We start from the raw sequence: 21,076 nt of genomic DNA on the forward strand, positions 1-21,076 counted from the left end.
CCACGCCAGCCCAGCCAGGTCACCACCACATCAACAGCTTCGGCTTCGGCTTCGGCTTCGGCTTCGGCCCTGGCTCTGGCTCTGGCTCTAGCTCTGCATCCACCTCCGAAAAAACTTTGCCCATCCAGTCCACAACCGCCTCTTGACCGCACCCTGATCCCACATCGGCGATCATGTGCGCCTCGTTGATGAAGGCACCCACGATGACGACCAGCAGCTACGCCTCGATCCGGCCCCTGTTGTGGCTCGTATCGCTGGCGATCTTCATGCAGATGCTGGACTCCACCATCGTCAACACCGCCCTCCCCGCCATGGCCCGCAGCCTCGGCGAAAGCCCCCTGCAGATGCAGTCGGTCGTCTTCAGCTACGCCCTCGCCGTCGCCACCTTCATTCCCGCCTCCGGCTGGATCGCCGACCGCTTCGGCACCCGGCGCACCTTCCTCGTCGCCATCATCCTGTTCACCCTCGGCTCGCTCGCCTGCGCCCTGGCCCAGACCCTCCACCAACTCGTCGGCGCCCGCGTCCTGCAGGGCATCGGGGGCGCCATGCTGCTCCCCGTCGGCCGCCTCGCCGTCATGCGCTCGGTCTCACGCGAAGAATTCCTCCGCGCCATGAGCTTCATCGCCATCCCCGCCCTCATCGGCCCCCTCATCGGCCCCACCCTCGGTGGCTGGCTCGTCGAAGTCGCCTCCTGGCACTGGGTCTTCCTGATCAACCTCCCCATCGGCGTCATCGGCTACATCGCCGCCATGAAGGTCATGCCCGACCACTACGCCGAACACCGCACCCGCTTCGACATCGCCGGCTACCTCATGCTCGCCTTCGGCATGGTCGTCCTGTCGCTCGCCCTCGACGGCATCTCCGGCATGGCCACCCCGCACGCCCTGGTCATGCTCATGACCGTGGCCGGGCTGGCCGCCCTGGTCGGCTACTGGCTGCACGCCGCCAATTCCACCGCCCCGCTGTTCTCGCTGGCCCTGTTCCATGTCCCCAGCTACCGCATCGGCATCCTCGGCAACCTGTTCTCGCGCATCGGCAGCAGCGCCATGCCGCTGCTCATCCCACTGCTGCTGCAGGTGGGCATGGGCATGAGCCCGATGAATGCCGGCCTGCTCATGATCCCGGTCGCCGCCGCTGGCATGGTCTCCAAACGCTACGCGGTCAAACTGGTCGAACGCTTCGGCTACCGCCGCGTGCTGATGGTCAACACCGTGCTGGTTGGCCTGGCCATGGCCAGTTTCATCTTCATGACCCCCGGCCAGCCGCTGTGGGTGCGCGTCGTCCAGCTGGCCCTGTTCGGCGCGGTCAACTCGCTGCAGTTCACCGTGATGAACACTGTCACCCTGCGCGACCTCGACCGCGACTTCGCCAGCGCCGGCAACAGCCTGCTGTCGATGGTGATGATGCTCGCCACCGGCTTCGGCGCTGCCGCGGCCGGCAGCCTGCTGGCCGCCTTCGCGCACCTGGACCAGCTGCACGGCGCCACCGCCGCCCTGCACGCCACCTTCGTCTGCGTCGGCGCCATCACCCTGACCTCCACGCTCATCTTCTGGCAGCTGCCCGACACCCGCCCGTCCCCGCGCGACGTAGAGGAGGTCGCCGAATAGGCGACCTCCGGGTGGCATCGGACCGTTGGTCCGATGATCAAACAGCGCACCAACGGTGCGCTCTACCTGGTTCGTGCGATCACCACCCAGCCCAGCGCACCCACGGTGCGCTGCTACCCGCGGGGTTGCCGCAGCGCCCGCGCGATCGCCTCCTCCAGCAGATCGCCGGTCACCGGCTTGCGCAGGAATCCGCTGAAACCGGCTGCCTGCACCTGCTGCTCGATCCCCGGGTCGGTACGCGCCGTCACCGCGATCATCGGCATCTCGTAGCCCTGGTTGCGCAGGTGCCCGGCCAACTCGATGCCGCCCAGGCCCGGCAGGTCCAGGTCGAGCAGCGCCACGTCGAACGGGGTCCCGCTGACCTCGCGCAGGGCCGCCAGCGCGTGCTCGGCATGCACCATGTCATGCCCGCGCGCGCCCAGCAGACCGGTGATCACACTGGCCACCGTTTCATCGTCTTCCACCAGCAGGATGCGCAGCGGTGGCAGGCGCGCGCGCTCACTGCCCGGCTCGCCGCCGGTAGGCAGCGCGGCGATGTGCAGCGGCAACGGCAGGCTCACGCTGAAGCGCGTGCCCACGCCCAGCTGGCTCTCCACCCCGATCTGGCCCTGCATGGCCAGCGCCAGCTCGCGGCAGATCGCCAGGCCCAGCCCGCTGCCACCGTACTGCGCCGCCGTGCGCGCGCCGTCGGCCTGCTCGAAACGCCGGAACAGGCGCTGCTGCTGGTCGCTGCTGATGCCCGGCCCGGTGTCGGATACCTCGAAATGCAGGCCGCGCTCGGACGACAGCGTGGTGGCTTTCAGCCGCACTTCGCCATGCGTGGTGAACTTCACCGCATTGCCCAGCAGGTTGAGCAGGATCTGCCGCACGCGCACCGCATCGCCCACGCTGGCCAGGCCCGGCGGCAGCTGGTTGTCCACCACGAACCGCACGTGCTTCTGCTCGGCAAGCGCGGCCATCAAGGTGCAGACATCGCTCACCACGTTGTGCACGTCGAACGGCTGCGACTGCAGCTGCAACCGTCCGGACTCGATGCGCGCCAGGTCCAGCGCATCGTTGACCAGGTGCAGCAGGTGCTCGCCGGCATGCCGGATGGACGCGGTCCAGCTGCGCTGCTGCGGGTCCAGCGACGAGCCCAGCAGCAACTCGCTCATGCCCAGCACGCCGGTCATCGGCGTGCGTACTTCGTGGCCCAGGTTGGCCAGGAAGCGGGTCTTGGCCGCCGATGCCTGCTCGGCCAGTTCCTGCTTCTGCAGGGCCAGCTGGTAGGCATGCCGCCGCTGCAACCGGCGCCGGTACAACCACGCAATCAGGCTCATCAACAGCAGCGTCATCGAGGTCAGCACCAGCAGCCCGGACATGCTCCGCCACCACGGCGGCATCACCCGGAATTCCAGCGACTGCACCCGCGACCACACCTGGTCGGCCGAACGTGCCTGCACTTCCAACCGGTAGCGGCCCGGCGGCAACCGCGAGAACACGCGCTCGCCCGCTGGCCCCACTTCCACCCAGTCCGGATCGTAGCCGGCCAGTCGGTAGCGGTAGCTGTTGGATGACGAATCGGCAAACGACAACAGCCGCGCCACGATGCGCAGGTCGCGGTCGGCGTCGGCCACCTCCAGCGGAGTCAGGTGGGTGAGGTCGGCGACGCGGTCGCCACGGCGTACCTCGACGCGCTCGATCACCAGCGGCGCACGCCGGTTGGACGGCCGCACCTGGCGCGGGTCGAACACCACCACGCCCGCCGGCGTGCCGCCGACGATGCGGCCGCTGCCGGTGCGGCTCAGCGTGCTGCGACGGAACTCCTGGCTGGGCAGGCCATCGTGCACGCCATACAGGCGCACGTTGCCCATCTGCGGGTCGACCCGGATCAGGCCACGTGCGCTGGCGGCCCAGACCACGCCCTGCGCATCGACCACCAGTCCGGTCGCCGACACTTCCGGATAGCCGGCGCCACCGCCGATGACGGCCTGCAGCAACAGCCGCCCGTCCTGCCATCGGTACTGACTCAGCCGCCCTTCTTCGGACAGCCACAGGCTGTCGTCGTCGGCGCGCGCCAGCGCGTGGATCGCCGCCGCTGGCCCGCCCGGCACGGGCTCAAATCGGGAACGGCCCGGCATCCACTGCAGCAGGCCCTGGTTGGTGGCCACCCACAGGGTGTCGTCCGGTCCGCACAGCAGGTCCAGGGTCAGTTGCCCGGCCGCAAGTCCGGCATGCCCGGCCGGCACCCGGTGCAGCACGCGACCGTCCAGGTCGCGTTGCTGCAGCCCGGTGGACGCCGCGCTCCACAGGCGCTGGCCATCGCAGACCACCAACGACTCCAGCTGACCCTCCATCGCCGCGTCGACGGCAGCATCGTGCCCCCAGCGGCGGATCGATCCATCCCGCGGGTCATAGCGCAGCAAGGCCGACGCCGACCCGATCCAGACCTGGCCGCGGGGGTCCTCCTGTACCGATTGCAGCCACTGCGTCCCGTCCACACCGGTCCGATGCTGGGTCACACGGCCGCTGACCGGATCGAACTTGTCCAGCGCCCCGTGTGTGCCCACTGCCCAGACCCCGCCGTCGGCGGCGGCGGACATGCCCAGCACGTACCCGTTGCGCAGCGACGCCGGATCGTCCTCCAGGCGCGACAGCACCGAGAACTGCCACCAGCGCGGCAACAGGTGCCACAACCCGCCATTGACGCTGGCCAGCCAGATTCCGCCTTCGCGGTCTTCATAGGCGCCGGTCCAGTTCGGGCGCACCTGGCCACGCGCCACCGCGCTGTACAGCGGCACCTGCTGGAACTGGTTGTCGTAGGCGCGCCCCAGCCCGGACCGGGTGTCCAGCCAGTAACCGCCCTGCTCGTCGCGCAGCATCATGCCCAGCACCTGGTCGCCGGCGGCCACCTTCCACGGTGCCGGTTCGAAGCGCCCATCCGGTCGACGAACCAGTACGCCGGTATTGGTGCCGATCCACAGGCTGCCATCGATCTCGGCGGTCAGGCCGTTGATTACCTGCGCCGGCACGTCGCGGCTGGGCACCCGTTCGAAATCCGTGCCGGTCCAGCGTGCCAGACCCGCCTGCGTGCCTACCCACAGGCTGCCGTCACGGGTGGTGGCCAGCTGGGTCACCGACGCGGCCGGCAGGCTGCGCGGGTTACCGCGCTCGGGCATGAAGCGGGTCACCTTGCCGTCACGGTCCAGGCGGTGCAGGCCCCCTTCGTAAGTGCCGAACCACACGCTGCCATCGGCAGTGGAGGTGATCGACCAGATGGTGTTGCTGCCGATCTGCGGGTGGCTGGCCCGGTCGAAGAAGCGCAGTTCGCGGCGATCGGCCGACATCATCGCCAGGCCGGCATTCTCGGTGCCGATCCACAGCTGGTTGCGCGCATCCACATGCACGCTCCAGACGTGGTTGTCGCGCAGCCCGTCCTCGGCGCGCCAGACCCGGTAGTTGCGTCCGTCGTAGCGGGCCAGCCCGTCGTTGGTGGCGATCCACAGGTAGCCGTAGCCATCTTCGGCCATGCGGTTGACCGTGTTGGACGGCAAGCCATCGAACACGGTGAGCTGGCGTGGCGTTGGTGGCACGGGCTGGGCCAGGCCGACGGTCGGCCACAGCCATGCGATCCCGATCAGGAGCAGCCAACGCAATGACATCACTGGTGGATCTCCCCATCGTCCATGGATGCACCCCAGGGGCTATGGGCGCGCGGTGTTGCCGGCGCGCCGATCCTGGGCCAGTCCGCATGGTAAACGGTTCGTTACGCGGCGACGATCCGCTCAGGCCTGCCGCGCGGCGCGCACCGCTGCCAGCAACTGCTGGCCGCTGGCCGGCTTGTGCAGCCATCCTGCAGCGCCTGCCGCCGCCGACCGCTGGGCCAGATCAGGGTCGCGGCGCGCAGTGAAGACCACCACCGGCACCGGGCATCCCTGTGCGCCCAGCATGTCCAGCAGCTGCCACCCGTCCACACCGGGCAGGTCCAGGTCCAGCAGCACCACGTCGAACGGCGCCACCGCCAGTTCGCCCAATGCGGCCAGCGCATGTGCCGCGGTCACCACCTGTGCGCCGGCGGCCGCCAGCAGGCCGGCATGCACGTCGGCCACCAATGGCTCGTCTTCGACCAGCAGAACCCGCTCACCGGGGCACACCTTCGGCGTGTCCTCGGCCGCGCCGGAACGGGCCGGCGTGCAGGTGGCGCATGCGGTGCCCGCCGACATCGGCAGGCTGAGCAGCACGCGCCCACCCGACCCGCCCCCGGCGCTGACCAGCTGTACGCGTCCCCCCAACGCGTGCGCGCCGGCCTGCGCGGACGCCAGTGCGTCGCCGGATACCAGTGTGGGCGGCAGCGGCGCTGCCAAGGTGGCGAACGCGTCGATATCCACCAGCACGCCGCTGCGCCCTGGCAGCCAGCTGGCGCGCATCGACATCCTGCACGCGCCCAGCGTCTGCACCATCACATCCACCACCCGCTGCAGCACCTGCAGAACGCGCTCCGGATCGGTATGCACGCGCGCCGCACCGGGCAGGTCCACGCACGCTGCCAGGCTGCTGCCCTGCGCGCACAGGTCAAGCTGCGCGCACTGCCGCCAGCGCTGCAGCAGCGCGGCCAGATCCACCTCGCCGCACTGCAGCGGCAACCGGCCCGCATCCATGCGCGCGTCCTCCAGCGCCTGGTTCACGATCGCCAGCAACTGCCGGCCGCCCCGGTCGATCCGTTGCAGGCGCTGCCGTTGCTGCGCGTCCAGCGGCGAGGCCAGCAGCAGTTCGGTCATCCCCAGCACGCCCGTCAACGGCGTGCGCACCTCGTGCCCGAACGTGGCCAGGTAATGCGCCTTGGCCTGCGCCGACTGCTGCGCCCACGCGTGCCGCTGCAGCGCGGCGCGACGCGCGCGCGAACGCGCCAGACTGCGCCCGCCCAGCCAGGCCAGCAGCCCCAGCATCGCGACCCCGCTGGCGGCATGCGCCACCGACAGCTGCCGGTAGGTCCAGCCATCGGGCTGCACGTCGAGTACCAGGCTCTGCACGGCCGACCAACGCCCCTCGCCGCTGCGCTCCTGGTAATCCAGCACATGCCGACCCGGCGCCAGCGTCGGAAAGTCCACCGTCCCACGGCTGCGGGTGCGATGCCATCCACCGCTGCCATCGCGCAGCCGGAACCGATACTGCTGGCCCCGGTCGAGTTGGGCCGACAGCACCCTGGCGGTGATCTGGATCTCGCGATCACCTTCATGCAGCTGCAGCGTCGCCGCCGGTGGCAGCGTGAGCAGGCGCTGGTCGCGCCGCAGCTGCACCCGCTCGATCACCAGCGCCGACGGCGTGGGCGGGTGCGCCAACAGGGCCGGATCGAACGCGATCGCGCCCTCTGCATCGATGGCCAGCATCTGCCGCCCCTGCGCCTGCAGCCGGCCCTTCAGCAGCGCGGCCGGGATGCCGTCGTCGCGGGTGTACATGCGCACCTCGCGCCAAGGGGCCGCAACCCGCAACAGGCCATGGCTGGACACGCCCCACAGCACGCCGTCGGCGTCGGTGGCCAATGCATGCACCGCCTGTGCCGGCACGCCGTCGCGCTCCTCCAGCCGCAGGCTGCGCAGCAGGCGTCCGTCCTGCCACTGGTAGCGATGAAGCGCGCCCGCGCTGGCCACCCACAACTGCCCATCGGCGGCAACGTGCAACGCACTGATCGCCGCGGGGGCGCCGGCGACCGGTTGCAGTTGCGCGCCGTTCCAGCGCATCAACCCATCGCGGCTGCCCAGCCAGACGCCACCGTCGTCGGCACAGTGCAGCGACACCGGCCCGCGCAGCGGTGCCTGACCGACCCCCTGCAGCGGCCACCGCACCGGGCGGCGCCGCGCCGGTCCGCGGCCCTCCAGCATGCCGGTGTGGATGCGCCAGTAGCGCGCGTCGTCGCAGGCCAGTTCCTCGCCTGCCAGCGCCGATGCCGGCAGAAAACCGTCCAGCCCCAACCGCCGCACTGGCGCCGGTTGCCTTGGGAACTGCGACCAGCGCGGCGGCAAGCGCCAGATGCCCAGGCGGCGTCCCAGCAGCCACACGCCGCCGTCCCGGTCCTCGAAGACACCTCGCAGGCGGGGCGGTGCGCCGCGCCCGACCGCGGCGAGCGACACCGGCGTTGCGGCTCCGCCGTCCACAGGCTGGTGCCAGATCCGGTCGGCTTCGGCCAGCCAGTGCGCTCCATCCGAACCGATGCCCAGCAGGCGACGCTGTAACGGCACCGGTACGGCCTGCAACGTGCTGCACGTCGTGCCATGCCACAGGCCCGCGGCCGTGCTGGCCCACACCACGCCCGCGCTGTCCTGGTTCAATCCGGTGACCGACGCGTGCGCCAGGCGTGGATCGGGCGGCCGATGGAAGCGCCCGCCGCGCCAACACGCCAGCCCATGCGAGGTGCCTATCCACACCGTGCCGCGGGCATCGTCGAGCAGGTACCCGACATCCCCCGCGGGCACGCCGTCATCGCGCTGGGTCGGCAGGAAATGGCGGATGCGCTGCTGCCGGTCCAGCCGGAACAGTCCCGCGCCACGCGTACCGAACCACACCCCGCCCTCTGCATCGGGCAGCACCGCGCTGATCGGCACCCCGGCCAGGGCCGGATGGCTGCCGCCACCAAACCGGTCGATCCGGCTGCGGTCGGCCGACATCCGCATCAGCGTGCCGTAGCCGGTGCCCATCCAGAGCTCGTCCTGGGTGTCTACGGCCAGGCTGAGCAGCGCGTTGTCGGCCAATCCCTGTTCGCGGCGCCAGAGGCGGAACTGACGTCCATCGAACCGCGCGAGCCCGTCGTCGGTGGCGAACCACAGGTACCCCTGCCGATCCTGGACGACCTGGTGCACGGCGTTGGACGGCAGGCCATCGGCGGTAGTGAAACGGGCGGCCTCGGGCAAGCGCGCCGCCGCGGCCGATGCGATCACTGCCAGCAGCAACAGGACCATGCACCGGCATGCCGACCGTCGCATCATCGTCCTGTCCGGCACTGCAGCAGCGCCGCACGCAGGGCGGCATCGCCCAGTGGCAGCCGGACGAAGGCCGCGTAGCCGGCCGCCATCGCATCACGTTCTGCCTCGGCATCCGCACGCGCGGTCAGCGCCAGCCGCGGTACCCCGGGCCAGTGCCGCGCCAGCCACGCGCCGGCCAGTACATCCCCGATCCGCAGATCCGGATCGGTTGCGAACAGGTGCCAAGGCACGTCCGGTCCGCCTGGCAGGTCCGGCGCACCATCACTGCCTACGACCACCCGACAGCCCTGCGCGCGCAACAGCGCCGCAACCACCTCGGCGATGTCCGGATCCGGCAGCACCACCAGGACCCTCATTCCTGCCAGAACCGCCTCGCCGGCGAGCGCGTCCGTGGCCGGCACGAGTGCCGGCTGCGATGTGGTTGCCAGCGGCAGGTGCACCTCGAACCGGGTGCCAAGGCCCGGTCGGCTGTCCACCGTGATATCGCCCCCCATCGCCTGGGCCAGTTCGCGGCTGATCGCCAGGCCCAGGCCGCTGCCGCCATGGCGCGCCATCGTCGCGGCCCCATCGGCCTGTTCGAAGCGCTGGAACAACCGCTGCACCTGGGCTGCGGTCATGCCCGGCCCGGTGTCGGCGACCACCAGCTGCAGACCCGTCCCTCCCGGCCCGGCGTGCACCGAGACCTCGACCTTGCCGCGCGCGGTGAACTTCACCGCATTGCCGACCAGGTTGAACAGGATCTGGCGCAACCGGCGCGGATCGCCCAGCAGCCACCGCTGCGGGTCCAGGTGGCTGCACCACTGCAGTTGCACGTGCTTGGCATCGGCTGCCGGCGCCATCAGCGCGTGCAGCTCGTGCAGCAACAGCGCCGGCGAGAACGCCACCTGGTCCAGCTGCAGGCGCCCGGCTTCAATACTGGCCAGATCCAGGGCGTCATCGACCAGCTGTACCAGGTGCAGCCCGGCGCGGCGCAGGCTGTCGGCCTGTGCATGCTGTTGCGCCGAGAGCGGTCCTTGCAGCAGCAGTTCGCTCCAGCCGGCGATGATCGTCATCGGGATGCGGATGCGCCCGCCAAGGCGCCCCAGAAACCGCGTGCGGCGCGCCGATGCCTGCTCGGCCAGGCAACGCTGGGCGCGTGCCTCGCGCAGCGCGGCACGCTGCCGCAATCCACTTGTGACCAGCCGCCCCAGCAGCACCACCATCAGCACCGCGGTCACCAGCACCACACTTCTGCCTGCGGCCGTCTCCCACCATCCCGGCGCAACCTGCAGCCGCCGCTCGGCAGGCGCCGACCACGCGCCGTCGCCATGCCGTGCCTGTACCACCACACGGTGTTCGCCCGCCGGCAGCCGCGCAAAGGTGCGCAGCGCAACCGGCCCGGTCTCCACCCAGTCCCGGTCATGCCCGTGCAGACGGAACCGATGCTGGATGCGATCCGCATCGCCCAGGCCCAGCAGATTGACCGCGATCTGGATGTTGCGGTCGCCACTGGCCAACGGCACGTTCCCGCCACCGGCGCGCACGGTCACCGGGGTGCCGTTGCGCTCCACGCGCACCGCGTTGACCACCAACACCGGCGGCGGGCCACGCGCGACCCCGGCGGCCGGCTCGATCAGCAGCAGGCCGCCTTCGCGCACGGCGGCGGCCAGTGCCCCGGTGCCAAGCCGGACCAGCCGGTGCGCGAGGACCTCCTGCACCGGCAGGCCCTCGGCGCTGCCCAGCACGCGCACCCCACCCTCCGCCGGGTCCAGCCGCACCATGCCGCGCGCGGCGCCGGCCCACACCACGCCCTGGCCATCCACCACCAGTGCCTCGGCGCGCAGCAGCGGGTAGCCGTGCGCATCATCGAACCGGCGCAGCCGCTGCAGCGCACGTCCGTCCCAGCGATGCTGTTCCAGCGCGTCCTGGCGGCTGAGCCAGAGGCTTCCATCGTCGGCCTCGGCGATCGCCGCCACTGCACCGCCCGTGGTTTCGGCCGCCACGAAGCGGCCACGGGGTGCATCCCATGTCTTGAGTCCGTCGCGATCGGTCGCCCACAGCACGCCGTCGCGGCTGCACAACAGCTGCCGTCGCGGCATCGACGCGCTCAGGCCCAGGCTGTCCGGCGATTGCGCCCGCTGTTGCCTGCCCTGCGCCGACCATTGCTGGATCTGCCCGCTATCGGCCAACCACACGGTGCCATCCGGGCAGACCTGCAGATGCAGGGCAGCGTCGGTCGATGACCAGCGCAGCGGCCATCGACGCACCTCGCCACGTGCAGGATCGTAGCGCGTCAACTGCCCGCCACTGGCGATCCAGAGACGCTGCTGCCGGTCCTCTGCCATGCCCACTGGCTGCGTGCCGGACCCGGCGTGGGGCAGGTCAAGATGATCGCTGCTGGCGCCGGTGCGCAGGTCGATCCGCTGCAGCCGGCCCTGGTTGCCCGCCACCCACAGCCGGCCATCGGCCGCCCCGGCCAGGGCCAGCGCGTCGTGGCTGCGAAGGCCGGGAAGTCCCTCGCCCGCCATCGGCAACGCCGTGAACTCACGCCACCGCGCCGGCAGCCGCCACACGCCGTGGGCCCTGCTCAGGAACCAGATGTCGCCATGCCGATCCTGCACCGCCGCGTACATCTCCACCGCGCGCGTTGACGGCCCCTGCAGGGGCCGGAGCGGAACGCGCTGGCTGCGCGTTCCGCGCGCCAGGTACAACCCCGTGCCGCGCTGGGTCCACAAGGCTCCATCGGCGCTGCGCAGCAGCGGTCGGCCGGTCCCCGGCGCGGTGCCCGACCGCGTGCCCATGCCTTCCGCCCAGGTACGCACGCCGTTGCTGGCATGGATGCCTCCCTGGGGATCGGGCCACAAGGCCTGTATCGGGCCGTCGGCGTCCGGGGCGGTACCGGCGCGCTGTAGGCCGCCGTCGGCGAAGCGGCGCAGCCCCTGCGATGTTCCCACCCACAGACGCCCGGCATGGTCGATGGCCAGGGCGGTAATGGTGTCCGCAGCGGCATCCACCCCCTGCCAGTGCGCCTCCAGCGCCGGCAGCATGTAGAGGCGATGATCCGATCCAATCACCCATAGCGGGCTGCCACCCCCGCCGACAATGGCGTGGATGGTGCCACTGCGCACGGCCAACGGTATCTGTGTACCGGCGCGCTCGAAGCGGCGACGGTCGCCTCCCAGCATCAACAGCCCCTGCGAGGTGGTGCCGACCCATACCCTGTCGGCGGCATCGACATGCAGCGCGCGCAGCGTAGTGTCGTGCAACCCGTCTTCGTCTCCCCATACCCGCGACCGCCGCCCATCGAAACGCAGCAGGCCTTCACTGCTGGCCATCCACAGATAGCCGGTGGCATCTTCGGCGATGGCCTGGATGCCGGTGGTCGGCAGGCCATCGATGACCCCCAGCTGACGGGGCCAGGGCAGATCGAGCACCGCGGCCAGCACGGCCCATGGCCAGCACCCAAGCACCAGTGCCGCCAGCCAGCGGCCGCCAATGCGCCGCCCTGTCCTGCTCCAACGCACCTGTCAATCAAACGGCAACCAATTCATCGCGGGAACAATAAAGCCGCGGCGGCCGGAACACAGCGCCGGCTTTGCTGCGAGATCACAGTCTGGAGAATTCCAGATCGGATCGAATGGCGCTTATCGACTGATGCGATCAATCACAAACGGCATTCAACTCTCTCGTTGGCGCAGTGCACGCGCCTGGGCGATGGCATCGATGAGCAGATCACCGGTGACCGGCTTGCGCAGGAAGCCGTCGAAACCGCCCTCAAGCACCTGCTGTTCGGCGTAGGCATCCGACCGGGCCGTGACGGCGATCAGCGGCAACTCATAGCCCATTGCACGTAGCTGGCCGGCGATGGCGATGCCGTCCAATGCGGGCAGATCCAGATCGAGCAGCCCCACATCGAAGCGGCCGGCAGCCACTTCCGACAACGCAGCCAATCCGTGCAGCACGTGCACCACCTCGTGACCACGCGCCTGCAGCAGGCCGGCAATCACATTGGCCACGGTCGGGTCGTCTTCCACCAGCAGCAGTCGCAACGGCGGCAACTGGATCCGCGCGGTGTCCGAGGCGTGGCTGGCGAAGTTTCCCTGCTGCTGCGTCCACGGCAGCGGCAATTGCACGCTGAAACGTGCGCCGTGGCCAAGACGGCTGTCGATGTCGATACGCCCGCCCATCGCCACCGCCAGCTCCTGGCAGATCGCCAGGCCCAGCCCGCTTCCGCCATAGCGCGATGCGGTACGCGGGCCATCGGCCTGTTCGAAGCGATGGAACAGGCGCTGCTGCTGGTCGGTGTTGATGCCCGGCCCGGTGTCGGCCACCTCGAAGATGATTCCCATGCCGCCATCGAGCAGTTCGGCCCCCAGGCTGACGTGCCCGCGTTCGGTGAACTTGATCGCATTGCCCAGCAGGTTCATCAGGATCTGCCGCACGCGCATTTCGTCGCCACTGACCAGGATCGGGCCGGGCAGATTGAAGCTGCGCTCGAACGCCAGGCCACGGTGGTGCGCCATCGGCTCCATCAGGGCCTGTACCTGGGCCAGCATCGACATCAGGTCGAACGGACGGATGTCCAGTTCCAGTCGCCCCGCTTCGATCCGGGCCAGGTCCAGCGCATCGTTGACCAGCCGCAGCAGGTGGGTGCCGGCGTGCTGGATCGAGGCCGCATAGCCACGCTGCAGTTCATCCAGCGGCGTGGCCAGCAGCAGTTCGCTCATGCCCAGCACGCCGGTCATCGGCGTGCGCACTTCATGGCCCAGGGTGGCCAGGAACTGGCTCTTGGCCTGCGAGGCCTGCTCTGCGATCTGCTGCTTGTGCACGGTCAGCTGCCATTGCTGGCGGCGGCGCAGGCGCACGCGTGCCACGTACACCACCACGGCCACCAGCAGCAGCCACAGCAGCAGGTACGCCAGGATCGCCCAGCTGCTGCGCCACCACGGCGGCAGCACTTCCACGCTGAGCGTGCGTGCAGGCGTCCACGCCCCCTGCGGCGTGGCCGCCTGCACGTCGATGGCATAGTGGCCCGAGGGCAGACGCGACAGCAGGCGTTCGCCATCGGCCGCCTGCATCACCCAGTTCTGGTCATAGCCGGACACGCGATAGCGATAGCGGTTGCCCTGCGGGTTGGCGAACGACAGCAGCCGTGCGGTGATGATCAGGTCGCGGTCCTGCGGGCCCAGCACGATCGGTGCATCCGGCGGCAGCGACTGCTGGCCTTCGGCGTCGTCGCGGCGAACCTGCACGTTGTCGATCACCAGTTGCGAGGGCGGCAGCGGCACATCGGCGGCATCCGGGTCGAAACCGACCAGCCCGGTGGCGGTCACCGCCAGCATCCGCCCGTTGGCCGCACGCACCGGCGGCCGGCCACTGAACTCCACATCGGGCAACCCGTCGCGCTCACCATAGACGCGCAACCGGCGCAGCGCGCCATCCCAGCGCACCAGCCCGCGCGGCGTGGTGGCCCAGACCTGGCCCTGACGGCCGGTGACCACCCCGCCCATCGATACCGCCGGCAGGCCCTGCGCAGCGCCCACCCGCTCGCGCAGGGTCATGCTCAGACCGTCCCAGCTGTACCGCTCCAGCGCGCCGTTGCGTGCCAGCCAGAGCTCATTCGGACTGGTCCAGGTGAGGTCGTAGATGCTGCCGCGGGAAATGCCCGGGACCTGCTCGAAGCGGTCCTCGGTCCAGCGCAGCAGGCCCATGCCGCCCATGATCCAGAGCTGCCCGCGCGGGTCGAACAGCATCTGCTCGACCGGGTTCTCGGTCAGCCCGCGGCCTTCTTCGATGCGGATGGTGTCCAGCAGGTTGCCCTGCGCATCGCGCCGCTGGATGCCAAGGCTCATGACCGACATCCACAACTCACCATTGGGTGCCTGACGGATCAGGTCGATGCGCTGGCGCACGTCCGAACCGCCCCCGATCTTCCATTCGCGCAGCTGGCCGGTGTGTGGCTGGTACAGGCCCAGCCGCCCGCCCCGACCGATCCACAACGCGCCATCGGCACGCGGCAGCACCGACCAGATGGCGCCCACGCCCAACTGCCTGTCATCGGCGATCTGACGCAGCGTGCCCTGCGTGTCCAGCCGGTAGATGCCGTGCGCACCGCCGATGTAGAAATCGTTGCCGGCCGCGGCGGCGCTCAGCAGGTACACACTGTCCAGCGGCTTGCCGTCGAGCTGGTACCAGGTGGAAAAGCGCTTCCATCCCGGCGGCAGATAGGCCAGCCCCTGGGTGAGCATGGCCACCCACAAGCCGCCTTCGTGGTCCTGCAGCATGTCCAGCACGCCGCTGCGCGCGGTCAGGAAGCCGCTGCCGGCATCACCGGCCAGCAGATGCACCGCGGCATCGTCGCCGCGGTACAGGCCATCGGCCGTCCCCAGCCAGTAGCCGCCGTTGCGATCATGGATGACGGTGGCCGCACGCACATCGGCGCTGAGCGTCCACGGCGCCTTGCGCACGCTGCCATCGGCACCAATGCGGAACAGGCCGCCTTCGGTACCGGCCCACAGGGTGCCGTCGGGTTCGCGGGTCAGGCGGAACACGCTCTTGCCGCCCAGCAACGCCGGTGCGATGCGATGGAAGCGCTGTCCGTCCCAGCGCGCCACGCCACTGCCGGTGCCCACCCACACCTGCCCCGTCGGGTCGGCCAGCAAGGCATAGATGGTGTCGTCGGGCAGGCTGGTCGGGTCGTTGGGATCGGCGTGGTACTGCACCAGGCTGCCGTCTTCCCCCCGCCGGCAGATGCCGTGCCGGTTGGTGCCGATCCACAGCGATTTGGCCGCATAGGCCAGCGACCAGAACTGGCCATCACAGCGGGCATTGAGGTCGGTGAAATGCTGGAAGGCTGCACGCCCGGGGGCCAGCATGCTCAGACCGACCCCGTTCACCCCCACCCAGACCCGGTCCATCGGGTCCACCAGCAGGGTTTCCACTTCATTGCCGGGAATCGAGCCGGGGTCGGCCGGGTCATGCCGCCATACGCGCAGGCCCACGCCATCCACGCGTGCCAGGCCGTCGTCGGTGGCCGCCCAGATGTACCCCTGGCGATCCTGCGCCAGCGCCAGCACCATGCGCGACGGCATGCCGTCGGCGGCACCGAGGCGGCGCATGCGCGGCGTTTCTGCCGATGTACCTGCCGTTGTTCCTGCGGCCCATGCCGCCGCCGGCACCAGGCACATTGCCAGTACCAGCAGCACGATGCCCGCGCAGCAGCCACGCGTTCCCATCGCCATCCAGATCTCCCTGTAGCCGCTGATTGTCCCACAGCCCCTGCGGCCGCGCGCGGCCCGACGCAGCCTCTGGGCCGCCGCCGACGGAAAGTTGCACCACGATCTGTTGCAGCCATGACACTGCTGCCGGTGACGGTGCTGTGCGTATGATCGGCCCTGACCTTCCCGGAGCCCGGCCATGATCCTGCGCCTGACCCTCGCCCTGCTGCTGTGCACCGCCCCGTGGGCAGCGCAGGCCGCGCCCGATACCTACCGCCTGGACCCGGTCCACACCCGCGTGCTGTTTGCGGTGGAGCATGCCGGCTTCTCCCACGCGCTGGGCACGGTGTCCGGCAGCGAAGGCGTGCTGGTGTTCGATCCGCAGGACTGGCGAACCGCCACGCTCAGCGTCAGCGTGCCGATCCAGCGGCTGGACCTGGGCGATGCAAAATGGAACACGGCTACCCTCGCACGCAACCTGCTGGATGCCGAACGCTTCCCGCAGGCGCGGTTCGTCTCGACCCGGGTCGAGCCCATCGATGACACCCACGCCAACGTCACCGGCCAGCTGACCCTGCATGGCGTCACCGCCGAGGTCACCCTGGCGGTCACCCTCAATGCACTCAAGCGTCACCCGCTGCCCCCGTTCCGCCGCACCGCCGGTTTCTCCGCCACCGCCACGCTCAGCCGCAGCGCGTTCGGGGTATCCGGCTGGCCGTCGATGATCGGCGACGCGGTGGAGCTGCGGATCGAAGCAGAAGCCGTTCGCGACAGAAATGCCGCCGATCCGGCCGACACGCCGCCGGTCGACGCCACGGGAACTCCGCCGCCGCGCGACGACTCCCAGGTTCCATCCCCACAGCCGGTCGAGGAGACCACGCCATGACTGCCAAGAACACCGCGACCCGCTGGGGCGGCGTCAGCCAGACCCTGCATTGGGTGATCGCCCTGCTGATCCTGGCCATGGGCATCCTGGGCCTGACCATGGGCGAGTTCCCCAAGACACCCAAGTACTTCTGGATCTACACCCTGCACAAGTCGGTAGGCATCACCGTGCTGGCACTGGTGGTGGCGCGGCTGGGCTGGCGCCTGTACGCCGGCGCCCCCGCCCCGGTGCCCGGCACGCCGACCTGGCAGGAGCGCATCGCCTCGGCCACGCATTGGCTGCTGTACGTGCTGATGTTCGCCCTTCCACTGTCGGGCTGGCTGTACGACTCGGCCAGCGGGCTGCGCCCGTTCCGCTGGTTCGGGCTGGTCAACGTGCCCAAGCTCAGCGGTCCGGATGAACGCACCACCCAGCTGTCCCATGCCATCCACGAATGGGGCTTCTGGCTGCTCATCGCGGTGGTGCTGGCCCACGCCGGCGCCGCGCTTTACCACCATTTTTACCAACGCGATGCCACCCTTGCGCGCATGCTGCCGCAGCGCTGGCTTGCCTCCCCCCAGAAGGACTGACCATGAACATCAAGCTCTCCACTCCCGCGGCCGTGGCCGCCGCCCTGGCCGGGCTGATGGCCACCGCGCCGGTGCTGGCCGCCGATTACGTGCAGGCCCCCGGTTCGGTACTGGTGTTTGCCACCAAGTACGACGGTGAAGTGTTCACCGGCAGCTTCCCCGGTTTCGACACCAAGCTCAGCTTCGACCCGGCCAAGCTGGAAGGATCGAAGCTGGAAGTGACCATCCCGCTGGCCGGTGCCAAGAGCGGCAACAGCGACCGCGACTCGACCCTGCAGGGCGCGGACTTCTTCAACGTCGGCAAGTTCGCCCAGGCCAAGTACAGCGCCAGCAAGTTCCGCGCGCTGGGCAACAACCAGTACGCCGCCGACGGCACCCTGGAACTGCGCGGGATCAGCAAGCCGGTCACCCTCACCTTCACCTGGACCCCGGGGGCGCAGCCGGTGCTGAACGGCAAGGCCACGGTCAAGCGCCTGGACTTCGGCGTGGGCGGCGGCGACTGGGCCGACACCAAGACCATCCCCAACGAAACCGCGATCAGCACCAAGGTCGTACTGAAAGCAAAATAAGCCGCGCCGGCTACAGGTAGAGCCGACCGTTGGTCGGCTGCCGCAACGATGATCCCCCGCGCAGCCGACCAACGGTCGGCTCTACCGGATCCAGGCTTCTACCGCGGCCACATCGAACGGCCAGTCCAGTTCGCGCCCCTGCGCGTCGCGCAGCACCGGCACGCGCAGGCCGTAGCGGGCCTCCAGGGCCGCATCGTCATCGACGAACACACTGTCCAGGCCGGGCACCCGGGCCTGGGCCAGGACCGCCAGGGCCTGGTCGCACAGATGGCAGTCATCACGCTGGAACAAGGTAAACACCGGCCCACCCGCCTTGGGAAATGTTGCGCCGCACTCAAGGCTGGCGGCTGCGACAGCATAGAATAGTACTCCATCCGATACCCGCAGTTTGGCAATCATGGCTGTCAGCACGTTCGACGTTTTCAAGATCGGCATTGGCCCGAGCTCCTCGCACACCGTGGGACCGATGAAGGCCGCCGAACGCTTCGTGCACCGCTGGTTGCTGGACCCGGGCCGCCTGCAGGACGTGGTGCGCATCCGCGCCGACGTATACGGCTCGCTGGCCCTGACCGGGCGCGGGCACGGTACCGACAAGGCGGTGCTGCTCGGGCTGGAGGGCCAGCGCCCGAACCTGATCGACCCGGACATCATCCCTGAGACCCTCGAGCGCATCCGCGGCAGCAAGCGGATCCGCCTGATGGGCACCCACGAGATCGCCTTCGACGAGAAGCGCGACCTGGGCCTGAACAAGCGCCAGAAGCTGCCCTACCACACCAACGGCATGCGCTTCACCGCCTATGACGCCGACGAACAGGTCATCGCCACGCGCGATTACTACTCGGTCGGGGGCGGCTTCGTGGTCAACCAGGACGATGCCGCCGACGACCGCATCGTGCCCGATGAAACCCCGCTGCCCTACCCGTTCAAGAGCGGCGACGAACTGCTGGCGCAGACCGCGCGCAGCGGGCTGAGCATCGCCCAGATGATGTTCGAGAACGAGAAGTGCTGGCGCAGCGAAGACGAGATCCGCGAGCAGCTGCGCGAGATCTGGAGCGCCATGCAGGCCTGCGTGGCCCGGGGCATCCGCCAGGAGGGCACCCTTCCGGGCGGCCTGCATGTGTCCCGTCGCGCCCCGGCGCTGTACCGCGAACTGTCGTCCAAGCCCGAAGCGGGCATGCGCGACCCGCTGACCACCCTGGACTGGGTGAATCTGTACGCGCTGGCGGTCAATGAAGAAAACGCCGCCGGTGGCCGCGTGGTCACCGCGCCGACCAACGGCGCGGCCGGCGTACTGCCGGCGGTGCTGCATTACTTCGACCGTTTCTGCCCCGGCGCCAATGAACAACGCATCTTCGACTTCCTGCTGACCTCGGCGGCCATCGGCATCCTGTACAAGGAAAACGCCTCGATCTCCGGCGCCGAAGTGGGCTGCCAGGGCGAAGTGGGCGTGGCCTGCTCGATGGCGGCCGGCGGCCTGGTCGCCGCGCTCGGCGGCAACCCCAGCCAGATCGAGAACGCCGCCGAAATCGGCATGGAGCACAACCTTGGCCTGACCTGCGACCCGATCGGCGGACTGGTGCAGATTCCCTGCATCGAGCGCAACGCGATGGGCGCGGTGAAGGCGATCAACGCCAGCCGCATGGCCATGCGCGGCGACGGCAAGCACAAGGTCTCGCTGGACAAGGTGATCAAGACCATGCGCGACACCGGCCGCGACATGCAGGACAAGTACAAGGAAACCAGCCGCGGCGGGCTGGCGGTCAACGTCATCGAATGCTGATCGACTGCAGCGGCCGCCTCAACGGCCGCTGGACGCACGCGCGTTGTCGCGCACGGCCAGATCCTTGCCGACCTGGTACCCACCGGCCAGCATCAACATGATCACGATGAACAGGGTCAGCAGGATGGTCAGCAGATCGCTGCCGGCCGGCGTCGGCGCCGGTGGATCCTCCGTCAGCTGATCCAGATGCAGCTCGAACGCGGCGGCGACGGCCATGCCGGTCTCGCCCGACGCACGCCCGTCCGCTTCCAGGCGCTGCACGGTACGCGCGCTCAGTCCGGCCACACTGGCCAGGTGTTCCTGTGACCAACCGCGCTGCTGGCGCAGCTGTTTGACCTTCGCGGCAGATATCGCCATCGCCTTGCTCCTGCATGGACAGGGCCCCAGTGTGCCGCCCCGGGCACCGGAAAGGCCACGACAGCACCACGACAGTGGCGCGACACCGGCACCCGACCTCCCGTACAGTCGTCACTCCCCTGTTCCGGAGACCGCCATGCGCATCCTGGCTGCCGCCCTGCTTGCCTGCCTGCCACTGACCTCGCTTGCCGCCGACACCTACGGGCCCCGCCTGGAAGGCTTCGACTACCCGTGGCCGGTCAAGACCTTCGACCTTGAGTCGCAGCGGCAGCCGCTGCAGATGGCCTACCTGGATGTCCCACCGGCCGGCACGGCGGTGGTCGGTACGGTGGTGCTGCTGCACGGCAAGAACTTCTGCGCGGCCACCTGGAAAGACACCATTACCGCGCTCAGCGCGGCCGGCTACCGGGTGATCGCGCCGGACCAGATCGGGTTCTGCAAATCCAGCAAGCCCGAGCGCTACCAGTACTCGTTCGGCCAACTGGCCGCCAACACGCACGCGCTGCTCGCCCACCTGGGCCTGGAGGCGGCCCAGGTCGACCTGGTCGGCCATTCGATGGGCGGCATGCTGGCCGCGCGCTATGCGCTGATGTACCCGCAGCAGCTGCGCCGGCTGGCGCTGGTCAATCCGATCGGACTGGAGGACTGGAAGGCCAAGGGCGTGCCGTGGCGCAGCGTGGATGCATGGTATGCGGGCGAACTGAAGACCACCTTCGACAGCATCAAGAAATACCAGCTGGATGTGTACTACAACGGCGACTGGACGCCGGCGTACGAGCAGTGGGCGCGCATGCAGTCGCGCATGTACGACGGCCCCGGCAAACAGGCGGTGGCCTGGAGCCAGGCCCTGACTTCGGACATGGTCTTCAACCAGCCGGTGGTCCATGAACTGCCGAACATCCGCGTACCCACCACGCTCTTCATCGGGCAGAAAGACCGCACCGCGATCGGCCGCGACCTCGCGCCCCCGGCACTCAAGGCCACCCTCGGCGACTATCCCGCGTTGGGCAAGGCCGCAGCTGCCGCCATCCCCGGCGCCACCCTGGTGACCTTCGACGACCTGGGCCATTCCCCGCAGGTCCAAGCCCCCGCACGGTTCAACGCCGCGCTGCTGAACGCCCTGTCCACCACGCCCTGATCACACCGGTAGAGCCGA

The 21,076-nt window shown here is 69.6% G+C and carries 12 protein-coding genes; 6 read left to right on the top strand and 6 right to left on the bottom strand.

What is annotated here, in order from left to right; translation table 11 throughout:
• The first annotated feature begins 203 nt into the window (after positions 1 to 203).
• Positions 204 to 1,607, top strand: coding sequence for a multidrug transporter subunit MdtD (gene mdtD / locus ABIA71_RS16000; RefSeq protein WP_159497573.1), 1,404 nt, complete (start codon positions 204 to 206; stop codon positions 1,605 to 1,607).
• A gap of 113 nt (positions 1,608 to 1,720) precedes the next feature.
• Here the strand turns inward: mdtD and ABIA71_RS16005 are convergent, their stop codons facing one another.
• The 4 genes from ABIA71_RS16005 to ABIA71_RS16020 form a co-directional block, all read right to left on the bottom strand.
• Positions 1,721 to 5,248 carry a hybrid sensor histidine kinase/response regulator gene (locus tag ABIA71_RS16005; protein WP_354286497.1) on the bottom strand — a complete coding sequence of 1,176 codons (3,528 nt, stop codon included), beginning with the start codon at positions 5,246 to 5,248 and terminating at the stop codon, positions 1,721 to 1,723.
• 123 nt (positions 5,249 to 5,371) lie between these two features.
• On the bottom strand, positions 5,372 to 8,539 hold the full coding sequence (locus tag ABIA71_RS16010) for a two-component regulator propeller domain-containing protein (protein ID WP_354286499.1): 3,168 nt from the start codon (positions 8,537 to 8,539) through the stop codon (positions 5,372 to 5,374).
• A 23-nt stretch (positions 8,540 to 8,562) separates the two neighbouring features.
• Positions 8,563 to 12,066, bottom strand: a complete 3,504-nt coding sequence (locus ABIA71_RS16015; protein ID WP_354286501.1) for an ATP-binding protein — start codon at positions 12,064 to 12,066, stop codon at positions 8,563 to 8,565.
• A gap of 153 nt (positions 12,067 to 12,219) precedes the next feature.
• Positions 12,220 to 15,783 (bottom strand): hybrid sensor histidine kinase/response regulator, encoded by a 3,564-nt coding sequence (locus tag ABIA71_RS16020; protein ID WP_502961267.1) that lies wholly within the window; start codon positions 15,781 to 15,783, stop codon positions 12,220 to 12,222.
• A 175-nt stretch (positions 15,784 to 15,958) separates the two neighbouring features.
• Between ABIA71_RS16020 and ABIA71_RS16025 the strand changes: the two genes are divergently transcribed.
• The 3 genes from ABIA71_RS16025 to ABIA71_RS16035 are packed head-to-tail and all read left to right on the top strand — an operon-like array spanning position 15,959 to position 17,783.
• Positions 15,959 to 16,645 (top strand): YceI family protein, encoded by a 687-nt coding sequence (locus tag ABIA71_RS16025; protein WP_354286503.1) that lies wholly within the window; start codon positions 15,959 to 15,961, stop codon positions 16,643 to 16,645.
• Positions 16,642 to 17,214: a cytochrome b gene (locus ABIA71_RS16030; RefSeq protein ID WP_354286505.1), complete on the top strand. Its 573-nt coding sequence runs from the start codon at positions 16,642 to 16,644 to the stop codon at positions 17,212 to 17,214. The genes ABIA71_RS16025 and ABIA71_RS16030 overlap by 4 nt, the downstream gene beginning before the upstream one ends.
• A 2-nt stretch (positions 17,215 to 17,216) precedes the next feature.
• On the top strand, positions 17,217 to 17,783 hold the full coding sequence (locus tag ABIA71_RS16035; RefSeq protein ID WP_354286506.1) for a YceI family protein: 567 nt from the start codon (positions 17,217 to 17,219) through the stop codon (positions 17,781 to 17,783).
• A gap of 81 nt (positions 17,784 to 17,864) precedes the next feature.
• Here the strand turns inward: ABIA71_RS16035 and ABIA71_RS16040 are convergent, their stop codons facing one another.
• Complete coding sequence (locus ABIA71_RS16040) at positions 17,865 to 18,083, bottom strand: glutaredoxin family protein (RefSeq protein WP_137191676.1); 219 nt, start codon at positions 18,081 to 18,083, stop codon at positions 17,865 to 17,867.
• Positions 18,084 to 18,180: 97 nt separating this feature from the next.
• Here ABIA71_RS16040 and ABIA71_RS16045 point away from each other — a divergent pair, with 97 nt between their 5' ends.
• Positions 18,181 to 19,563 carry an L-serine ammonia-lyase gene (locus ABIA71_RS16045; protein ID WP_354286508.1) on the top strand — a complete coding sequence of 461 codons (1,383 nt, stop codon included), beginning with the start codon at positions 18,181 to 18,183 and terminating at the stop codon, positions 19,561 to 19,563.
• Positions 19,564 to 19,581: 18 nt separating this feature from the next.
• Here ABIA71_RS16045 and ABIA71_RS16050 read toward each other — a convergent pair whose 3' ends face one another.
• On the bottom strand, positions 19,582 to 19,920 hold the full coding sequence (locus tag ABIA71_RS16050) for a helix-turn-helix domain-containing protein (protein ID WP_354286510.1): 339 nt from the start codon (positions 19,918 to 19,920) through the stop codon (positions 19,582 to 19,584).
• A gap of 136 nt (positions 19,921 to 20,056) precedes the next feature.
• On the opposite strand from ABIA71_RS16050, the gene ABIA71_RS16055 reads away from it, so the two are divergent.
• Entirely contained in the window at positions 20,057 to 21,058 is a 1,002-nt protein-coding gene (locus ABIA71_RS16055) for an alpha/beta fold hydrolase (RefSeq protein ID WP_354286512.1), read from the top strand.
• The last annotated feature ends 18 nt before the right edge of the window (positions 21,059 to 21,076 follow it).

The sequence above is a fragment of the Stenotrophomonas sp. 2619 genome (assembly GCF_040548725.1).
Classification (GTDB): Bacteria; Pseudomonadota; Gammaproteobacteria; order Xanthomonadales; family Xanthomonadaceae; genus Stenotrophomonas; species Stenotrophomonas maltophilia_AP.

Excerpts from the sequence above, each read along its gene's own strand:
- mdtD (WP_159497573.1), top strand. The coding sequence starts at position 204 with ATGACGACCAGCAGCTACGCCTCGATCCGGCCCCTGTTGTGGCTCGTA.
- ABIA71_RS16005 (WP_354286497.1), bottom strand. The coding sequence starts at position 5,248 with ATGTCATTGCGTTGGCTGCTCCTGATCGGGATCGCATGGCTGTGGCCG.
- ABIA71_RS16010 (WP_354286499.1), bottom strand. The coding sequence starts at position 8,539 with ATGGTCCTGTTGCTGCTGGCAGTGATCGCATCGGCCGCGGCGGCGCGC.
- ABIA71_RS16020 (WP_502961267.1), bottom strand. The coding sequence starts at position 15,783 with ATGGCGATGGGAACGCGTGGCTGCTGCGCGGGCATCGTGCTGCTGGTA.
- ABIA71_RS16025 (WP_354286503.1), top strand. The coding sequence starts at position 15,959 with ATGATCCTGCGCCTGACCCTCGCCCTGCTGCTGTGCACCGCCCCGTGG.
- ABIA71_RS16030 (WP_354286505.1), top strand. The coding sequence starts at position 16,642 with ATGACTGCCAAGAACACCGCGACCCGCTGGGGCGGCGTCAGCCAGACC.
- ABIA71_RS16035 (WP_354286506.1), top strand. The coding sequence starts at position 17,217 with ATGAACATCAAGCTCTCCACTCCCGCGGCCGTGGCCGCCGCCCTGGCC.
- ABIA71_RS16045 (WP_354286508.1), top strand. The coding sequence starts at position 18,181 with ATGGCTGTCAGCACGTTCGACGTTTTCAAGATCGGCATTGGCCCGAGC.
- ABIA71_RS16050 (WP_354286510.1), bottom strand. The coding sequence starts at position 19,920 with ATGGCGATATCTGCCGCGAAGGTCAAACAGCTGCGCCAGCAGCGCGGT.
- ABIA71_RS16055 (WP_354286512.1), top strand. The coding sequence starts at position 20,057 with ATGCGCATCCTGGCTGCCGCCCTGCTTGCCTGCCTGCCACTGACCTCG.